The sequence below is a fragment of the Citrobacter sp. Cpo071 genome (assembly GCF_030332765.1).
Classification (GTDB): domain Bacteria; phylum Pseudomonadota; class Gammaproteobacteria; order Enterobacterales; family Enterobacteriaceae; genus Citrobacter; species Citrobacter portucalensis.
Genome location: NZ_JAOWHE010000080.1, coordinates 1 through 14,078, shown reverse-complemented (window position 1 = coordinate 14,078; position 14,078 = coordinate 1). Strand labels below are relative to the sequence as shown.

Here is a 14,078-nt window from a genome sequence, read left to right as displayed (position 1 = left end):
TCAGCGTTTTTCTAAAAAAGATGTTTTGCTTATTGCAGGTTGCGTGCCAGCTTTTTATCTTTTTGATTTTAATGGTTTTATTGTTTCCTGCTTATTAAGTGGTAGTCAAAATGACTATTCATTTTATTGTCAATATGACAATATGAATTGTCAAAATGACAATGAGGTAGTCATGAGCTTTTCCGTAGACGTGCTGGCGGGCATCGCCATTGAATTACAAAGCGGTATTGGACATCAGGACCGTTTTCAACGTCTGATAACCACTTTGCGTCAGGTGCTGGAGTGCGACGCGTCGGCACTGCTGCGCTATGAGTCGCGACAGTTTATTCCGCTGGCGATCGATGGGCTGGCGCAGGATGTTCTCGGCAGACGCTTTACTCTGGAAGGGCATCCGCGTCTGGAGGCGATTGCCCGCGCCGGAGACGTGGTTCGTTTCCCTGCCGACAGCGATTTGCCAGACCCATATGATGGTCTGATTCCGGGGCAGGAGAGTCTGAAGGTGCATGCCTGTATTGGGCTGCCGTTGTTCGCCGGTCAAAATTTGATTGGTGCGTTAACCCTGGATGGCATGGAGCCCGATCAGTTCGATGTTTTCAGCGATGAGGAACTTAGGCTGATTGCCGCGCTGGCGGCGGGTGCGCTGAGCAATGCGCTGCTGATTGAACAACTGGAAAGCCAGAATATGCTGCCAGGTTTGTCAACCAACTTTGAGCAGGTGACGGAAACCCAGATGATTGGCCTGTCGCCCAATATGATGCAGTTGAAAAAAGAAATTGAGATTGTGGCGGGGTCCGATCTCAACGTGCTGATTAGCGGCGAAACAGGAACCGGGAAGGAGCTGGTGGCTAAAGCTATCCATGAAGGTTCGCCGCGCGCGGTGAATCCACTGGTGTATCTGAACTGCGCGGCGTTGCCGGAAACCGTAGCCGAAAGTGAGCTGTTTGGTCACGTAAAAGGTGCATTTACCGGGGCTATCAGCAATCGTAGCGGTAAGTTTGAAATGGCCGACAATGGGACGCTGTTTCTCGACGAGATAGGCGAACTCTCGCTGGCGCTACAGGCTAAGCTGCTGCGCGTATTGCAGTACGGCGATATTCAGCGCGTGGGTGACGATCGCAGCCTGCGCGTGGATGTGCGGGTGCTGGCGGCGACGAACCGTGATTTACGCGAAGAGGTGCTGGCCGGGAATTTCCGCGCGGATTTGTTCCACCGTCTGAGCGTTTTCCCCCTTTCTGTACCGCCTCTTCGTGAGCGCGGCGAAGATGTGGTGCTGCTGGCCGGCTATTTTTGCGAGCAATGCCGACTACGGCTGGGTCTTTCCCGCGTGGTGCTAAGCCCCGGAGCGCGTAGTCATCTGCTGAATTACGGCTGGCCCGGAAACGTGCGCGAGCTGGAACATGCCATTCACCGGGCGGTTGTTCTGGCCAGGGCTACCAGGGCAGGGGATGAAGTGGTGCTGGAGGCGCAGCATTTTGCCTTGCAGGATGAAGGTCCGGCTCCGCAGGCGGCGGAAGTTGTTGCGGAGATCCCGCAACATCACAATCTGCGTGAAGCAACAGAGTCGTTCCAGCGGGAGATGATCCGCCGGGCACTGGCGCAAAATAATCACAGTTGGGCGGCAAGTGCGCGGGCGCTGGAAACAGACGTTGCCAACCTGCACCGGCTGGCGAAACGTCTGGGTCTGAAGGATTAGATAATACCGGCCTGATAGAAATCCTGCAGGTTGATAGCACCGGTGAGTTTACCGTTTTCATCGACCACCGGTGCGGCAGTGATTTTACGCTTCATCAGGATCTCTTTGGCGTCAATCGCGCGGCTCTGCGCCTGCAGCGTAATTCCATTCTGAGTCATAGCTTCGCTAACCTGGGTGGTGAGCGCTCCGCCGCCAACCAGCCAGCGGCGCAGGTCACCGTCGGTAAAGACCCCTTTCACCAGTGACTGGTCGTCGCAGACCGCGACCAGGCCAAGACCCGTGCGGCTGAGTTCCAGCATCGCGTCCATAACGCTGGTGGTGAGCTTCACCTGAGGTATGGCATCGTCACGGCGCATCAGATGATGCACTTTATTTAACAGACGAGCGCCCAGCGCACCTGCCGGATGTGAGCGGGCAAAATCTTCTTCGTTAAAGCCGCGCGCCTGCATTACGGCGATCGCCAGCGCGTCGCCCATCATCAACGTATTTACGGTGCTGGACGTCGGTGCCAGGCGCATCGGACAGGCTTCGCGCTCAACGGAAATATCCAGCACGGCTTTGGCTGCCAGACCCAACGGTGAGGTCGGTTTTCCGGTCATTGCCAGCAGTGCGACGGATTTGTCTTCCAGGCGTGGGATGATGAGATCCAGCTCTTTCGCACCGCCGGAGTAGGAGATAAACAGCATGACATCACGGCTTTCGATCATCCCTAAGTCGCCGTGCAGCGCTTCCGCCGGATGCACAAAAAAGGCGGGCGTGCCGGTACTGGCGAGGGTCGCCGCAATTTTTTTGCCAATATGACCTGATTTACCAATACCGGAGACAATGACTTTGCCTTCACAGTGGATAATCGTATTGGCGGCGCGGACAAAATCATCGCCCAGGCGTTCTGGCAGTCGGCTGGCTTCCTGTAGTTCCAGCATTAACGTCTGACGGCCCGCGTTCAGTAGTGCATCACTCATTGGTTTCTCCGGTTATGATCACTTCAATCCCTTTTGCTTCCAGCGCCTGACGAAACGCAGGGTCGATGCCCGCATCGGTAATCAGCTTGTCGACGCTTTCCAGACTGCATACAACATTAGGGCTTTTGCGCCCAAATTTTGACGAGTCAGCCATCAGAATCACTTCGCGAGCGGCATTGCACATCGCTTTACTGACGCTAAACACCTCATTAAAGGTGGTCACGCCGGCATTAAGGTCAATGCCGTCGGTGCCCATGAAGAGTTTATCAAAGCTGAACTGCTCAAAGGCGTTTTCTGCCAGCTGACCGTGAAATGACGCAGATTTTTTGCGAAAGGTCCCGCCGGGCATCAGGATAGTTTGCTCGTTGTCCAGCTCCGAAAGGGCGTTAACAATGTGCAGACTGTTGGTCATGACGGTGATGTTGCTAAAGCGCGTGAGCATCGGCACCATCTGCAGTACGGTGCTACCCGCATCCAGAATAATAGAGTCGCCATCGTGTATAAAACGGACGGCGGCTTCGGCAATCTGCTCTTTTTTATGCGTATTGATTAGCGTTTTGTGATCGATTGGCGGGTCGGATTCGTCTTTATTTAATACCACACCGCCATAGGTACGAATGACGGTTCCGGCATTTTCCAGAATGACCAGGTCTTTGCGAATGGTCGTGCCGGTCGTGTCAAAGTAGTGGGCCAGTTCTTCAACCGAGCATTTGCCCTGCTTTTGCAGATGCTCCAGTATGGCAGCCTGACGCTGACGAGGTTTCATAGGCGTGATTACCCTGACTTAATAAGTTGCAAAATGATAATTTCGCAAGCTATTAGCATTCACAACGAAATTACCCATGTTTCAGTTTAAGCGCCAATGATAGTGCATTCTGTGATAACGGATCATGGGGAAAGATCACATCAGGCTGTAAATCATCAAGATGTTTGCCCATTATCGTGGCAATTTTGCCTGGTCGGGCGAATACCGTAAGACCTTTCATAAATAACGTGTCGGTCACCCGTTGCTGCTCATCCAGCGCAATGGCTACCACCACGCGCGGTTTAAAACGCCCACCGGAGCGACCAACACCAACCCGACCTTGCTGGCAGAGTTGATCAAACGCCCGGTTAAAGCGGGATATTTGCCAGCCACCAAGCGCCAGTTGCAGGCACCAGGCGATAGCGGCGACGGTAATCAGTGCGGAAACCATTATGTACTCCTTTGATTTTGCCGGATAAGCGCAGCCGCCATCCGGCAATTCAACATTAAAACATCACCTGACCGCCGGTCACGTTGATGGACTGCCCGGTGCAGTAAGAGGCTTTTGGACTGGCGTAAAACAGCAGCATGTTCAGTACGTCCTGATAATCGCAGCCGCGTTTAAGCGGAACCTTATCAATGTAGTACTGCTCCACCTCATCTGGCTTAAGGCCCAGCTTGGTCGCATATTGCGGTAATAACGACTGAAACATTGGTGATTTCAGTAGGTTGCCGAGCATCAGCGAATGTACGGTGATCCCGTACTCCGCCAGATCCAGCGCCAGCGACTGGGTTAAGCCCACGCCGCCAAATTTTGCCGCGCTGTAGCCTGAATTGTGTTTGCTGCCCACTTTCCCTGATTTTGAGTTGATCTGGATAATGCGTCCCTGCACGTCATCGCGGATCATCAGGCGTGAAAATTCACGAGCACAGAGGAAGTAGCCGACCAGATTGACCTGCAGCGAGCGGTCGAAATCCCCAAGCTGAAAGTCGCTGATAAAAGCGGCTTTAGCGATACCCGCGCTGTAAACCAGCAGATCGACACGACCGAATATTTCATCCACTCCGCGCGACAGCGCCAGCACGCTCTGTTCGCTGGTGGCATCTGCGCCAAAACCGTACGCGGTACCTTCGCCAAACTCGGCGTTAATTTCTTGCGCGACGTTGGCAGCTTTATCACTTTGAATATCCACCACCGCGACGCGATATCCTTCTGTCGCAAGCCCACGGCAAAGGAATGCCCCCAGGGTCTGGCCTCCACCAATGACAACGGCAACCTGATTCATTTTTATCTCCTTCAATCTTAAGCAACAAACTTCAAAATACAGCCCGGGGTGATACCGTCCGGGACGGGGCCCGCAACGTGTACAGTGCCGGGGAATTCCGCTTCGCTCTGCCCGTCAAAGCGCAGGGTGATATGCCCGAGTTCACGTAAGTTTTGTTCCGCCACGCTGCCAACGGCGGTGACCGGGTAGTGGTGCTGGCCCAGTTCAAACTGGATCCCTGCTTGTAAAGAGCCGTTCAGGTCCCCGTGGCAATGGATGAAACAAAACTCTTCGATATCCGCTGGCGCGCCTTCACGAAAGGTAATCAGCATCTGGTCGCACAGTGCATCTGGGGCGCTTTGGCCGATACGGGTAATGGTGGTTTGATAAATTACGGTCATTTTTGAGTGCCCCTTATTGGTAAATAAAGCCAGAAACAAACCAGGCGATGAGAACGGTAGGCGCGCCGGTCAGAAAACGGCTCACCAGTACGGATGGCACGCCGACGCGAACAGTGTCCTGACGCGCTTCGGCCAGCGACAACCCAACCGGAATAAAGTCACATGCAGCCTGGGCGTTAATGGCGAACAGGGCAGGTAGTGCAAGATGCGGAGGAATGTTCCCCAGACCAATCTGTACACCGATCAGCACGCCGATAACCTGGGCGATAACCGCACCGGGGCCGAGGAAAGGCGACAGCAGCGGGAAAGAGCAGATCAGCGCCAGAGTAACCAGTCCCAACGGATGGCTGGCCAGCGGCGCGAGTCCATGGGCAATCCAGTCTCCCAGACCCGAAGCCATAATGATGCCGATCAGTGCCGAGACGAACGCCATAAATGGCAGAATAGTTTTCAGTACGGTATCGATGGTGTCACGTCCGGACTGGAACAGAACCGCAACGGCTGAACCCATGCCCATTCCCACTTTTGCCAACAGGCCGTCGCTTTGTTCGGTAATCTTTTTACTGGTGTCGTAATCGCGACCGATAGTGCTGCTTGCAGGTTGCGGCGCAGCGGATGCCTCGCCGACAATCGTGATGTTTTCTTCTTTCACGCCAGAGACATAGATATCTTCGACAATGTACTGAGCCAGCGGGCCGGATTTACCCGTAGCGTGAATATTCACCGTCGGTATACGGCGTTTGGGATAGATCCCACAGCGCAGCGTGCCGCCGCAGTCGATGATCGCCACACCAATTTCGTTCTCCGGCGGCTCGCCTTCTTTGAAGCCATCAACTGCCTGCCAACCGGTCAGGCTTGCTATCCTGTCGACTATTGCGGGGCGAGTTCCTGCGGTGATATAGACAATTTTCTTGCCCGGAATGGCATCCAGTTCAAGGGGGCCACCCCAGCCACCGGTGCCTTTTTCAATACAAATACGTGTCATGATGTTGCTCCCGCCAGATGCACCTTCTGCTCAAGTTGAATGCCCATTTTTTTCTCGAAGATAGTGGTGGTGAAATCGGTCACCCAGCCGCGGAAGAAGTTAGTCACCAAACCGACCAGCAGGTAGCTCACCGCCAGTGGGCCAAGCGGAAGCCCCAGCGTGGTCAGGCCGCTGGCGATCCCCAGATAGACAAACAGTTCGCCGGGGTTGATGTGCGGGAATAAGCCGTTCATGGAATGGCAACTGTAAGAGGCGGCGGCGTAGTAGCTGGGCTTGTATTTTTCTGGCATAAAGCGACCCAGACTCAGCGTCATCGGGTTACAAAATACAAATGTGCCGATGCACGGCAGCAGCAAATAGCGGGACAGTGGATTTCCGGCGCAGCGCTGAGCAAAACGTTCAATACGTTGCTGGCCGATAAAGTTAATCAGCGCATTCATGATGACCAGCAGGCTAATCAGCAGGGGAAGAATACCGGTCACCATACCGGTAAACACTTCTCCGCCTTTCTGGAACAGCCCGATAAACCACTCAGCACCGAGTGTGATGGTGTCGATCATTATTCTCTCCTGTAGGGATTTTAGTTATCTTGCCAAACGGTGGCTAATTTTAATCAGATTGAAAGATATAAAAGTGTTATTTTGATCTCAAAATGAAAGATAAATATTTTAATTTGAAAGTTATTGCGTGAGAGCTCGCAAATGTGAAGGTCAGAGATGAAAGGGGATGTAAATTCTGTGAAGGAGAGCGACTACCGCTTCCTTGTATGCCGGAGGATGCTTTACCATACTTCTCCCAGGCTGAATTTGTTTAATGGATGTCTCATGTTCAAGCGTCGTTATGTAGCGTTACTCCCCCTTTTCGTACTGCTCGCTGCCTGTAGCAGCAAACCTAAACCTTCAGAGACTCAAACGACTACGGGTGCGCCATCCGGCGGCTTCCTGCTTGAGCCACAGCACAACGTCATGCAAACGGGCGGTGATTTTGCCAATAATCCGAACGCGCAGCAGTTCATCGAAAAAATGGTCAACAAGCACGGCTTTGACCGCCAGCAGTTGCAGGAGATCCTGTCGCAGGCCAAGCGTCTGGACTCGGTATTGCGTTTGATGGACCGCCAGGCACCGACGACTCAACCGCCAGCCGGTCCTAACGGCGCATGGCTGCGCTACCGCAAACAGTTCATCACGCCTGACAACGTGCAAAATGGTGTGGCCTTCTGGAATCAATATGAAGATGCGCTGAACCGCGCGTGGCAGGTCTATGGTGTTCCGCCGGAAATTATCGTTGGCATTATCGGCGTTGAAACGCGTTGGGGCCGCGTGATGGGTAAAACGCGGATTCTGGATGCGCTGGCGACGCTGTCGTTTAACTATCCTCGTCGTGCGGAATACTTCTCTGGTGAACTGGAAACCTTCCTGCTGATGGCGCGAGATGAAAGCGACGATCCGCTCGATTTGAAAGGTTCTTTTGCCGGCGCGATGGGCTACGGCCAGTTTATGCCGTCTTCCTATAAGCAATATGCCGTTGATTTTAATGGTGATGGCCACATTAACCTGTGGGATCCGGTTGATGCCATCGGTAGCGTGGCGAATTACTTCAAGGGCCACGGCTGGGTGAAAGGCGATACGGTCGCGGTGCCGGCAAATGGTCAGGCACCTGGGCTGGCGAACGGCTTTAAAACCCAGTACAGCATTTCTCAGCTTGCTGCGGCGGGGCTGACGCCACAGCAGTCGTTGGGTAATCATCAGCAGGCCAGCCTGCTGCGCCTGGATATTGGTACCGGCTATCAATACTGGTATGGGCTGCCGAACTTCTACACCATCACCCGCTACAACCACAGTACCCACTACGCGATGGCCGTGTGGCAGTTGGGTCAGGCGGTCGCGCTGGCGCGCGTGCAGTAATCGCTCCACCGGCCTACAGGAAGAAATCTCTTGTAGGCCGGATAAGATGCCCTGACATTGTCATCCGGCAGGTCTTATTAATGCAACGGAGCAATTTTTGGAATCCCCCTCGTAAAACGTTCTCTCCATCCCCACATCGGTTATGAAAGTGCTATCTTGTCCGGCATATTTTTTAACTGACAGAGGCTGAAATGACCGACAGTGAACTGATGCAGTTAAGTGAGCAGGTTGGCTTGGCGCTGAAAGCGCGTGGGGCGACCGTTACGACGGCGGAGTCCTGCACCGGCGGCTGGGTGGCCAAAGCGGTTACGGATATTGCCGGAAGCTCCGCCTGGTTTGAACGCGGGTTTGTGACCTACAGCAACGAAGCCAAAGCACAGATGATAGGCGTGCGCGAAGAGACGCTGGCCCAGCATGGGGCGGTGAGCGAGCCTGTAGTGGTGGAGATGGCGATTGGCGCGCTAAAAGCTGCCCGCGCGCATTTCGCGGTCTCGATCAGCGGTATTGCCGGGCCGGATGGCGGCAGTGAAGAAAAGCCCGTAGGTACCGTATGGTTCGCCTTTGCCAGCGTGAGCGGCGAGGGGATTACGCGTCGGGAATGCTTCAGCGGCGATCGCGACGCGGTACGTCGACAGGCGACCGTCTACGCGTTACAAACCCTGTGGCAACAATTTCTACAAAATACTTGATACTGTATGAGCATACAGTATAATTGCCTCAACAGAACATTATCTATCACGTTTCGCGGTTTAACCCGAAAGCGGCATGACAGGAGTAATTAATGGCTATCGACGAAAACAAACAGAAAGCGTTGGCTGCAGCGCTGGGTCAGATCGAAAAGCAATTCGGTAAAGGCTCCATCATGCGCCTGGGTGAAGACCGTTCCATGGATGTGGAAACTATCTCCACCGGTTCGCTTTCTCTGGATATCGCATTGGGCGCGGGCGGTTTGCCAATGGGCCGTATCGTCGAAATCTACGGGCCTGAATCCTCCGGTAAAACAACGCTGACCCTGCAGGTTATTGCCGCTGCGCAGCGTGAAGGTAAAACCTGTGCATTTATCGATGCGGAACACGCGCTGGATCCGGTCTATGCCCGTAAGCTTGGCGTTGATATCGACAACCTGCTGTGTTCTCAGCCGGATACCGGTGAACAAGCGCTGGAAATCTGTGATGCGCTGGCGCGCTCCGGTGCGGTTGACGTTATCGTTGTCGACTCCGTTGCCGCATTGACGCCGAAGGCAGAAATCGAAGGCGAGATTGGCGACTCTCACATGGGCCTTGCGGCGCGTATGATGAGCCAGGCGATGCGTAAGCTGGCCGGTAACCTGAAGCAGTCCAACACGCTGCTGATTTTCATCAACCAGATCCGTATGAAGATTGGCGTTATGTTTGGTAACCCGGAAACCACCACCGGTGGTAACGCCCTGAAATTCTATGCGTCTGTTCGTCTGGACATCCGTCGTATTGGCGCGGTGAAAGAAGGCGACAACGTGGTCGGCAGCGAAACCCGCGTTAAGGTTGTGAAAAACAAAATTGCAGCGCCGTTCAAACAGGCTGAATTCCAGATCCTTTACGGTGAAGGCATCAACTTCTACGGCGAACTGGTTGACCTGGGCGTGAAAGAGAAGCTGATTGAAAAAGCCGGTGCATGGTACAGCTACAACGGTGAGAAAATCGGTCAGGGTAAAGCGAATGCGACCAACTGGCTGAAAGAAAATCCGGCAACTGCGAAAGAAATTGAGAAGAAATTGCGTGAGTTACTGCTCAATAACCAGGATTCAACGCCTGATTTCTCCGTTGATGACAGCGGCGAAGACGTAAAAGAAACGAACGAAGATTTCTGATAATCTGTTTTGAATCGCATGTTGTGAATCACATATAGTAAAGGGCTGCATATCATGCAGCCCTTTTTCATTTCTGAAGGCTTACTATGACAGAAGCAACTTCCCGCCGTTCCGCTTATTCCCGACTGCTTGACCGCGCCGTACGCATTCTGGCGATGCGCGACCACAGCGAGCAGGAACTGCGGCGCAAGCTGGCCGCTCCGGTGATGGGGAAAAATGGACCAGAAGAAATTGATGCCACGCCGGAGGATTACGACAAGGTCATCGCCTGGTGTATTGAAAGTCGTTATCTGGATGATGATCGTTTCGTGCAGCAGTTTATCGCCAGCCGTAGCCGCAAAGGTTATGGACCAGCCCGAGTGCGCCAGGAATTAAACCAAAAAGGGATCGCGCGTGAAGCTATCGAGCGGGCCATGCGTGAGTGCGAAGTTGACTGGGCAGTGCTTGCACGCGAACAGGCCATTCGGAAGTACGGTGAACCTTTACCTGTCGATTTTTCAGATAAGATAAAGGTCCAGCGTTTTTTGCTCTATCGCGGCTATCTGATGGAAGATATTCAGGCAATATGGCGAAATTTTGACGATTGACCGCATACGGGATTTTACTTCCCAGTAAAGAAAACTTATCTTATTCCCACTTTTCGATTGCCAGAGGCGCAGTTTGCGTGCCGATGCTGGTAATGACATTTCGTTAGCTTGATTTCTTCAGGATAATTATGAGCAAGAGCACCGCTGAGATCCGTCAGGCGTTTCTCGATTTTTTCCATAGTAAAGGACACCAGGTAGTTGCCAGCAGCTCCCTGGTACCGAACAATGACCCTACTTTGTTGTTTACCAACGCCGGGATGAACCAGTTCAAGGATGTTTTCCTTGGCCTCGACAAGCGTAATTATTCCCGCGCAACCACCTCGCAGCGTTGTGTACGTGCGGGCGGTAAGCACAATGACCTGGAAAACGTCGGTTACACTGCACGTCACCACACTTTCTTCGAAATGCTGGGCAACTTCAGCTTCGGCGATTACTTCAAACACGACGCTATTCAATATGCATGGGAACTGCTGACCGGTGAAAACTGGTTTGCCCTGCCAAAAGAGCGTCTGTGGGTAACCGTCTATGAAACTGACGATGAAGCCTATGAAATCTGGGAAAAAGAAGTCGGTATTCCGCGCGAACGTATCATCCGTATCGGTGATAACAAAGGTGCGGCTTATGCTTCAGACAACTTCTGGCAGATGGGTGATACCGGTCCTTGCGGTCCATGTACCGAAATTTTCTACGACCACGGCGACCATATCTGGGGTGGACCTCCGGGAAGCGCAGAAGAAGATGGGGATCGCTACATTGAGATCTGGAACATCGTCTTCATGCAGTTCAACCGTCAGGCTGACGGCACCATGGAACCGCTGCCGAAACCGTCCGTGGATACCGGTATGGGTCTGGAGCGTATTGCGGCCGTGCTGCAACACGTTAACTCCAACTATGAAATCGACCTGTTCCGCTCATTGATCGAATCCGTGGCGAAAGTCACTGGCGCAACCGATCTGAGCAACAAGTCTCTGCGCGTTATCGCCGACCATATCCGTTCCTGTGCATTCCTGATTGCCGATGGTGTTGTGCCGTCGAATGAAAACCGTGGCTATGTGCTGCGCCGTATCATTCGTCGCGCGGTACGTCATGGCAACATGCTGGGCGCGAAGGATACCTTCTTCTACAAGCTGGTTGGTCCGTTGGTGGACGTCATGGGCTCTGCAGGTGAAGAACTGAAGCGTCAGCAGGTTATGGTTGAACAGGTTCTGAAAACCGAAGAAGAGCAGTTTGCGCGTACTCTGGAGCGTGGTCTGGCGCTGCTGGACGAAGAACTGGCAAAACTGTCTGGCGATACGCTGGATGGCGAAACTGCATTCCGTCTGTATGACACCTACGGTTTCCCGGTTGACCTGACGGCAGACGTTTGCCGCGAGCGTAACATTAAGGTTGATGAAGCGGGCTTTGAAGCTGCAATGGAAGAACAGCGCCGTCGTGCGCGTGAAGCTAGCGGTTTTGGCGCAGACTACAATGCGATGATTCGCGTTGATGGCACCTCTGAATTTAAAGGCTACGAGCACCTGGAACTGAACGGCAAAGTGACCGCGCTGTTTGTTGATGGTAAAGCGGTAGACGCAATTAACGCAGGTCAGGATGCCGTTGTCGTACTGGATCAGACGCCGTTCTATGCGGAATCTGGTGGTCAGGTTGGCGACAAGGGTGAGCTGAAAGGCGCAGGCTTCGCGTTTGCCGTTAGCGACACGCAGAAATATGGCCAGGCCATTGGTCACATTGGCAAGCTGTCTGCGGGTTCTCTGAAAATTGGTGATGCGGTACAGGCTGATGTGGATGAAGCCCGTCGTGCGCGTATTCGTTTGAACCACTCCGCAACGCACCTGATGCACGCAGCGCTGCGCCAGGTTCTGGGCACACATGTGGCACAGAAAGGTTCGTTGGTTAACGATAAACTGCTGCGCTTCGACTTCTCTCATACCGAAGCAATGAAGCCTGCTGAAATCCGTGCCGTTGAAGATCTGGTGAACGCGCAAATCCGTCGCAACTTGCCGATTGAAACGAACATCATGGATCTCGAAGCGGCAAAAGCCAAAGGCGCAATGGCACTGTTTGGCGAGAAATATGACGACCATGTGCGCGTTCTGAGCATGGGTGATTTCTCTACCGAATTGTGTGGCGGTACTCACGCCAGCCGTACGGGTGATATCGGTCTGTTCCGCATTGTGTCCGAGTCAGGTACTGCGGCAGGCGTTCGTCGTATTGAAGCCGTAACCGGTGAAGGTGCTATCCAAACCGTGCATGCTGAGAGCGATCGCTTAAGCGATGTTGCGCAGCTGCTGAAAGGCGATAGCCAGAATATCGGTGACAAAGTTCGTTCCGTGCTGGAGCGTACTCGTCAACTGGAAAAAGAATTGCAGCAATTGAAGGAACAGGCTGCGGCGCAGGAGAGTGCAAATCTTTCCAGCAAAGCGGTTGATATCAACGGCGTGAAGCTGCTGGTCAGCGAACTCGCGGACGTTGAGCCGAAAATGTTGCGTACCATGGTTGATGATCTGAAAAATCAACTGGGGTCTACCGTTATCGTTCTGGCAACGGTAGTGGAAGGTAAGGTTTCTCTGATTGCGGGTGTGTCTAAGGACGTGACAGATCGCGTGAAAGCAGGGGAACTGGTTGGAATGGTCGCTCAGCAGGTCGGCGGTAAGGGTGGCGGTCGTCCGGACATGGCGCAAGCCGGTGGTACGGATGCAGCGGCTCTGCCTGCAGCGTTAGCCAGTGTGAAAGGCTGGGTCAGCGCAAAACTGTAATAATTATAAGCGTAAGTCGACGCTGCGGACTTCAATCCGCAGCGTTTGAATCAACGCTATCGACAACGATAAAGTCAGGTTGAAGTTGTGTATATCGGCTAAACTTAGGTTTAACAGAATGTGATGCCGTGACTGCTTACACTTAGGTGTTTGTCATCGCTTACTTTTTGGCGTTATATGATGGATAATGCCGGGATACAGAGAGACCCGACTCTTTTAATCTTTCAAGGAGCAAAGAATGCTGATTCTGACTCGTCGAGTTGGTGAGACCCTCATGATAGGCGATGAGGTCACCGTGACAGTTTTAGGGGTGAAGGGCAACCAGGTGCGCATTGGCGTAAACGCCCCGAAAGAAGTTTCTGTCCATCGTGAAGAGATCTACCAGCGTATCCAGGCTGAAAAATCCCAGCAGTCCAGTTACTAAGGTTTTCGCGTCTCACCTTTCTGGTGAGGCGCAACCTGATTGAGTTACTCTTTTTCTTCTCTTTTCTTCTTCGTCTTCCCCATTTTTTCGATTCCACTGCGCGTAATGCCTTTTCCTGCGAAGTTTCCGTTTGTTCACTCCTTCAGGAAATTGCCAATTTATCTGTTGATAAAACACTCTTTTTGCCGTTTTTGCAGACTAATTGCGCGTGAAATGTGCAAACGATAAAAGCTCTGGAAAAATTGTTTGACTTATAAGTCCCAGAAAGTAATATGTGCGCCACGCAGCGACGATGAGCAGAAACAAGTTCTTCGAAGCACTCGCAAGAGGCGTGTTGGTGAGGTGGCCGAGAGGCTGAAGGCGCTCCCCTGCTAAGGGAGTATGCGGTCAAAAGCTGCATCCGGGGTTCGAATCCCCGCCTCACCGCCATTTGCATCCGTAGCTCAGCTGGATAGAGTACTCGGCTACGAACCGAGCGGTCGGAGGTTCGAATCCTCCCGGATGCACCAT

The 14,078-nt window shown here is 53.1% G+C and carries 14 protein-coding genes and 2 tRNA genes; 9 read left to right on the top strand and 7 right to left on the bottom strand.

The features are described 5' to 3' along the window. Positions 1–172: 172 nt before the first annotated feature. The gene (gene norR / locus OGY09_RS12165) at positions 173–1,693 is read left to right on the top strand and encodes a nitric oxide reductase transcriptional regulator NorR (RefSeq protein WP_032944728.1); all 1,521 of its coding nucleotides are present in this window, start codon (positions 173–175) and stop codon (positions 1,691–1,693) included. Here norR and gutQ read toward each other — a convergent pair. The 7 genes from gutQ to srlA all read right to left on the bottom strand — a co-directional run bounded on the left by gutQ (position 1,690) and on the right by srlA (position 6,611). Next, positions 1,690–2,655, bottom strand: a complete 966-nt coding sequence (gene gutQ, locus OGY09_RS12160; RefSeq protein WP_003825938.1) for an arabinose-5-phosphate isomerase GutQ — start codon at positions 2,653–2,655, stop codon at positions 1,690–1,692. The two genes, norR and gutQ, sit on opposite strands and share 4 nt — an antisense overlap. Continuing rightward, on the bottom strand, positions 2,648–3,421 hold the full coding sequence (gene srlR / locus OGY09_RS12155; RefSeq protein WP_003037350.1) for a glucitol operon DNA-binding transcriptional repressor SrlR: 774 nt from the start codon (positions 3,419–3,421) through the stop codon (positions 2,648–2,650). The genes gutQ and srlR overlap by 8 nt, the downstream gene beginning before the upstream one ends. A gap of 70 nt (positions 3,422–3,491) precedes the next feature. Further along, a complete protein-coding gene (gene gutM / locus OGY09_RS12150; protein WP_008785622.1) occupies positions 3,492–3,851 on the bottom strand; it encodes a transcriptional regulator GutM in 360 nt (119 codons plus the stop codon). A gap of 55 nt (positions 3,852–3,906) precedes the next feature. Next, positions 3,907–4,686 (bottom strand): sorbitol-6-phosphate dehydrogenase, encoded by a 780-nt coding sequence (gene srlD, locus OGY09_RS12145; protein WP_032944727.1) that lies wholly within the window; start codon positions 4,684–4,686, stop codon positions 3,907–3,909. A 17-nt stretch (positions 4,687–4,703) separates the two neighbouring features. Next, complete coding sequence (gene srlB, locus OGY09_RS12140; RefSeq protein ID WP_008785621.1) at positions 4,704–5,066, bottom strand: PTS glucitol/sorbitol transporter subunit IIA; 363 nt, start codon at positions 5,064–5,066, stop codon at positions 4,704–4,706. 13 nt (positions 5,067–5,079) lie between these two features. Beyond that, on the bottom strand, positions 5,080–6,051 hold the full coding sequence (gene srlE, locus OGY09_RS12135) for a PTS glucitol/sorbitol transporter subunit IIB (RefSeq protein ID WP_032944724.1): 972 nt from the start codon (positions 6,049–6,051) through the stop codon (positions 5,080–5,082). Beyond that, positions 6,048–6,611: a PTS glucitol/sorbitol transporter subunit IIC gene (gene srlA / locus OGY09_RS12130; RefSeq protein ID WP_003037339.1), complete on the bottom strand. Its 564-nt coding sequence runs from the start codon at positions 6,609–6,611 to the stop codon at positions 6,048–6,050. Before srlA ends, srlE begins: the two co-directional genes overlap by 4 nt. Before the next feature lie 264 nt (positions 6,612–6,875). On the opposite strand from srlA, the gene mltB reads away from it, so the two are divergent. The 8 genes from mltB (at position 6,876) to OGY09_RS12090 (ending at position 14,077) form a co-directional block, all read left to right on the top strand. Beyond that, the gene (gene mltB, locus OGY09_RS12125; RefSeq protein WP_003037336.1) at positions 6,876–7,955 is read left to right on the top strand and encodes a lytic murein transglycosylase B; all 1,080 of its coding nucleotides are present in this window, start codon (positions 6,876–6,878) and stop codon (positions 7,953–7,955) included. Between the two features lie 191 nt (positions 7,956–8,146). Next, positions 8,147–8,644: a nicotinamide-nucleotide amidase gene (pncC, locus tag OGY09_RS12120; protein WP_032944723.1), complete on the top strand. Its 498-nt coding sequence runs from the start codon at positions 8,147–8,149 to the stop codon at positions 8,642–8,644. Between the two features lie 92 nt (positions 8,645–8,736). Next, a complete protein-coding gene (gene recA / locus OGY09_RS12115) occupies positions 8,737–9,801 on the top strand; it encodes a recombinase RecA (RefSeq protein ID WP_003037330.1) in 1,065 nt (354 codons plus the stop codon). An 86-nt stretch (positions 9,802–9,887) separates the two neighbouring features. Further along, on the top strand, positions 9,888–10,388 hold the full coding sequence (gene recX / locus OGY09_RS12110; protein ID WP_032944722.1) for a recombination regulator RecX: 501 nt from the start codon (positions 9,888–9,890) through the stop codon (positions 10,386–10,388). A 128-nt stretch (positions 10,389–10,516) separates the two neighbouring features. Then, positions 10,517–13,144 carry an alanine--tRNA ligase gene (alaS, locus tag OGY09_RS12105; RefSeq protein ID WP_032944720.1) on the top strand — a complete coding sequence of 876 codons (2,628 nt, stop codon included), beginning with the start codon at positions 10,517–10,519 and terminating at the stop codon, positions 13,142–13,144. 238 nt (positions 13,145–13,382) lie between these two features. After that, on the top strand, positions 13,383–13,568 hold the full coding sequence (csrA, locus tag OGY09_RS12100) for a carbon storage regulator CsrA (RefSeq protein WP_000906486.1): 186 nt from the start codon (positions 13,383–13,385) through the stop codon (positions 13,566–13,568). Between the two features lie 336 nt (positions 13,569–13,904). Continuing rightward, positions 13,905–13,997, top strand: a tRNA-Ser gene (locus OGY09_RS12095). 3 nt (positions 13,998–14,000) lie between these two features. Next, positions 14,001–14,077, top strand: a tRNA-Arg gene (locus OGY09_RS12090). Position 14,078: the final 1 nt, after the last annotated feature.

Coding starts and splice junctions, on each gene's coding strand:
- recX (WP_032944722.1), top strand. CDS start 9,888: ATGACAGAAGCAACTTCCCGCCGTTCCGCTTATTCCCGACTGCTTGAC.
- srlB (WP_008785621.1), bottom strand. CDS start 5,066: ATGACCGTAATTTATCAAACCACCATTACCCGTATCGGCCAAAGCGCC.
- pncC (WP_032944723.1), top strand. CDS start 8,147: ATGACCGACAGTGAACTGATGCAGTTAAGTGAGCAGGTTGGCTTGGCG.
- srlD (WP_032944727.1), bottom strand. CDS start 4,686: ATGAATCAGGTTGCCGTTGTCATTGGTGGAGGCCAGACCCTGGGGGCA.
- gutM (WP_008785622.1), bottom strand. CDS start 3,851: ATGGTTTCCGCACTGATTACCGTCGCCGCTATCGCCTGGTGCCTGCAA.
- recA (WP_003037330.1), top strand. CDS start 8,737: ATGGCTATCGACGAAAACAAACAGAAAGCGTTGGCTGCAGCGCTGGGT.
- gutQ (WP_003825938.1), bottom strand. CDS start 2,655: ATGAGTGATGCACTACTGAACGCGGGCCGTCAGACGTTAATGCTGGAA.
- csrA (WP_000906486.1), top strand. CDS start 13,383: ATGCTGATTCTGACTCGTCGAGTTGGTGAGACCCTCATGATAGGCGAT.
- srlA (WP_003037339.1), bottom strand. CDS start 6,611: ATGATCGACACCATCACACTCGGTGCTGAGTGGTTTATCGGGCTGTTC.
- norR (WP_032944728.1), top strand. CDS start 173: ATGAGCTTTTCCGTAGACGTGCTGGCGGGCATCGCCATTGAATTACAA.
- srlR (WP_003037350.1), bottom strand. CDS start 3,421: ATGAAACCTCGTCAGCGTCAGGCTGCCATACTGGAGCATCTGCAAAAG.
- srlE (WP_032944724.1), bottom strand. CDS start 6,051: ATGACACGTATTTGTATTGAAAAAGGCACCGGTGGCTGGGGTGGCCCC.
- alaS (WP_032944720.1), top strand. CDS start 10,517: ATGAGCAAGAGCACCGCTGAGATCCGTCAGGCGTTTCTCGATTTTTTC.
- mltB (WP_003037336.1), top strand. CDS start 6,876: ATGTTCAAGCGTCGTTATGTAGCGTTACTCCCCCTTTTCGTACTGCTC.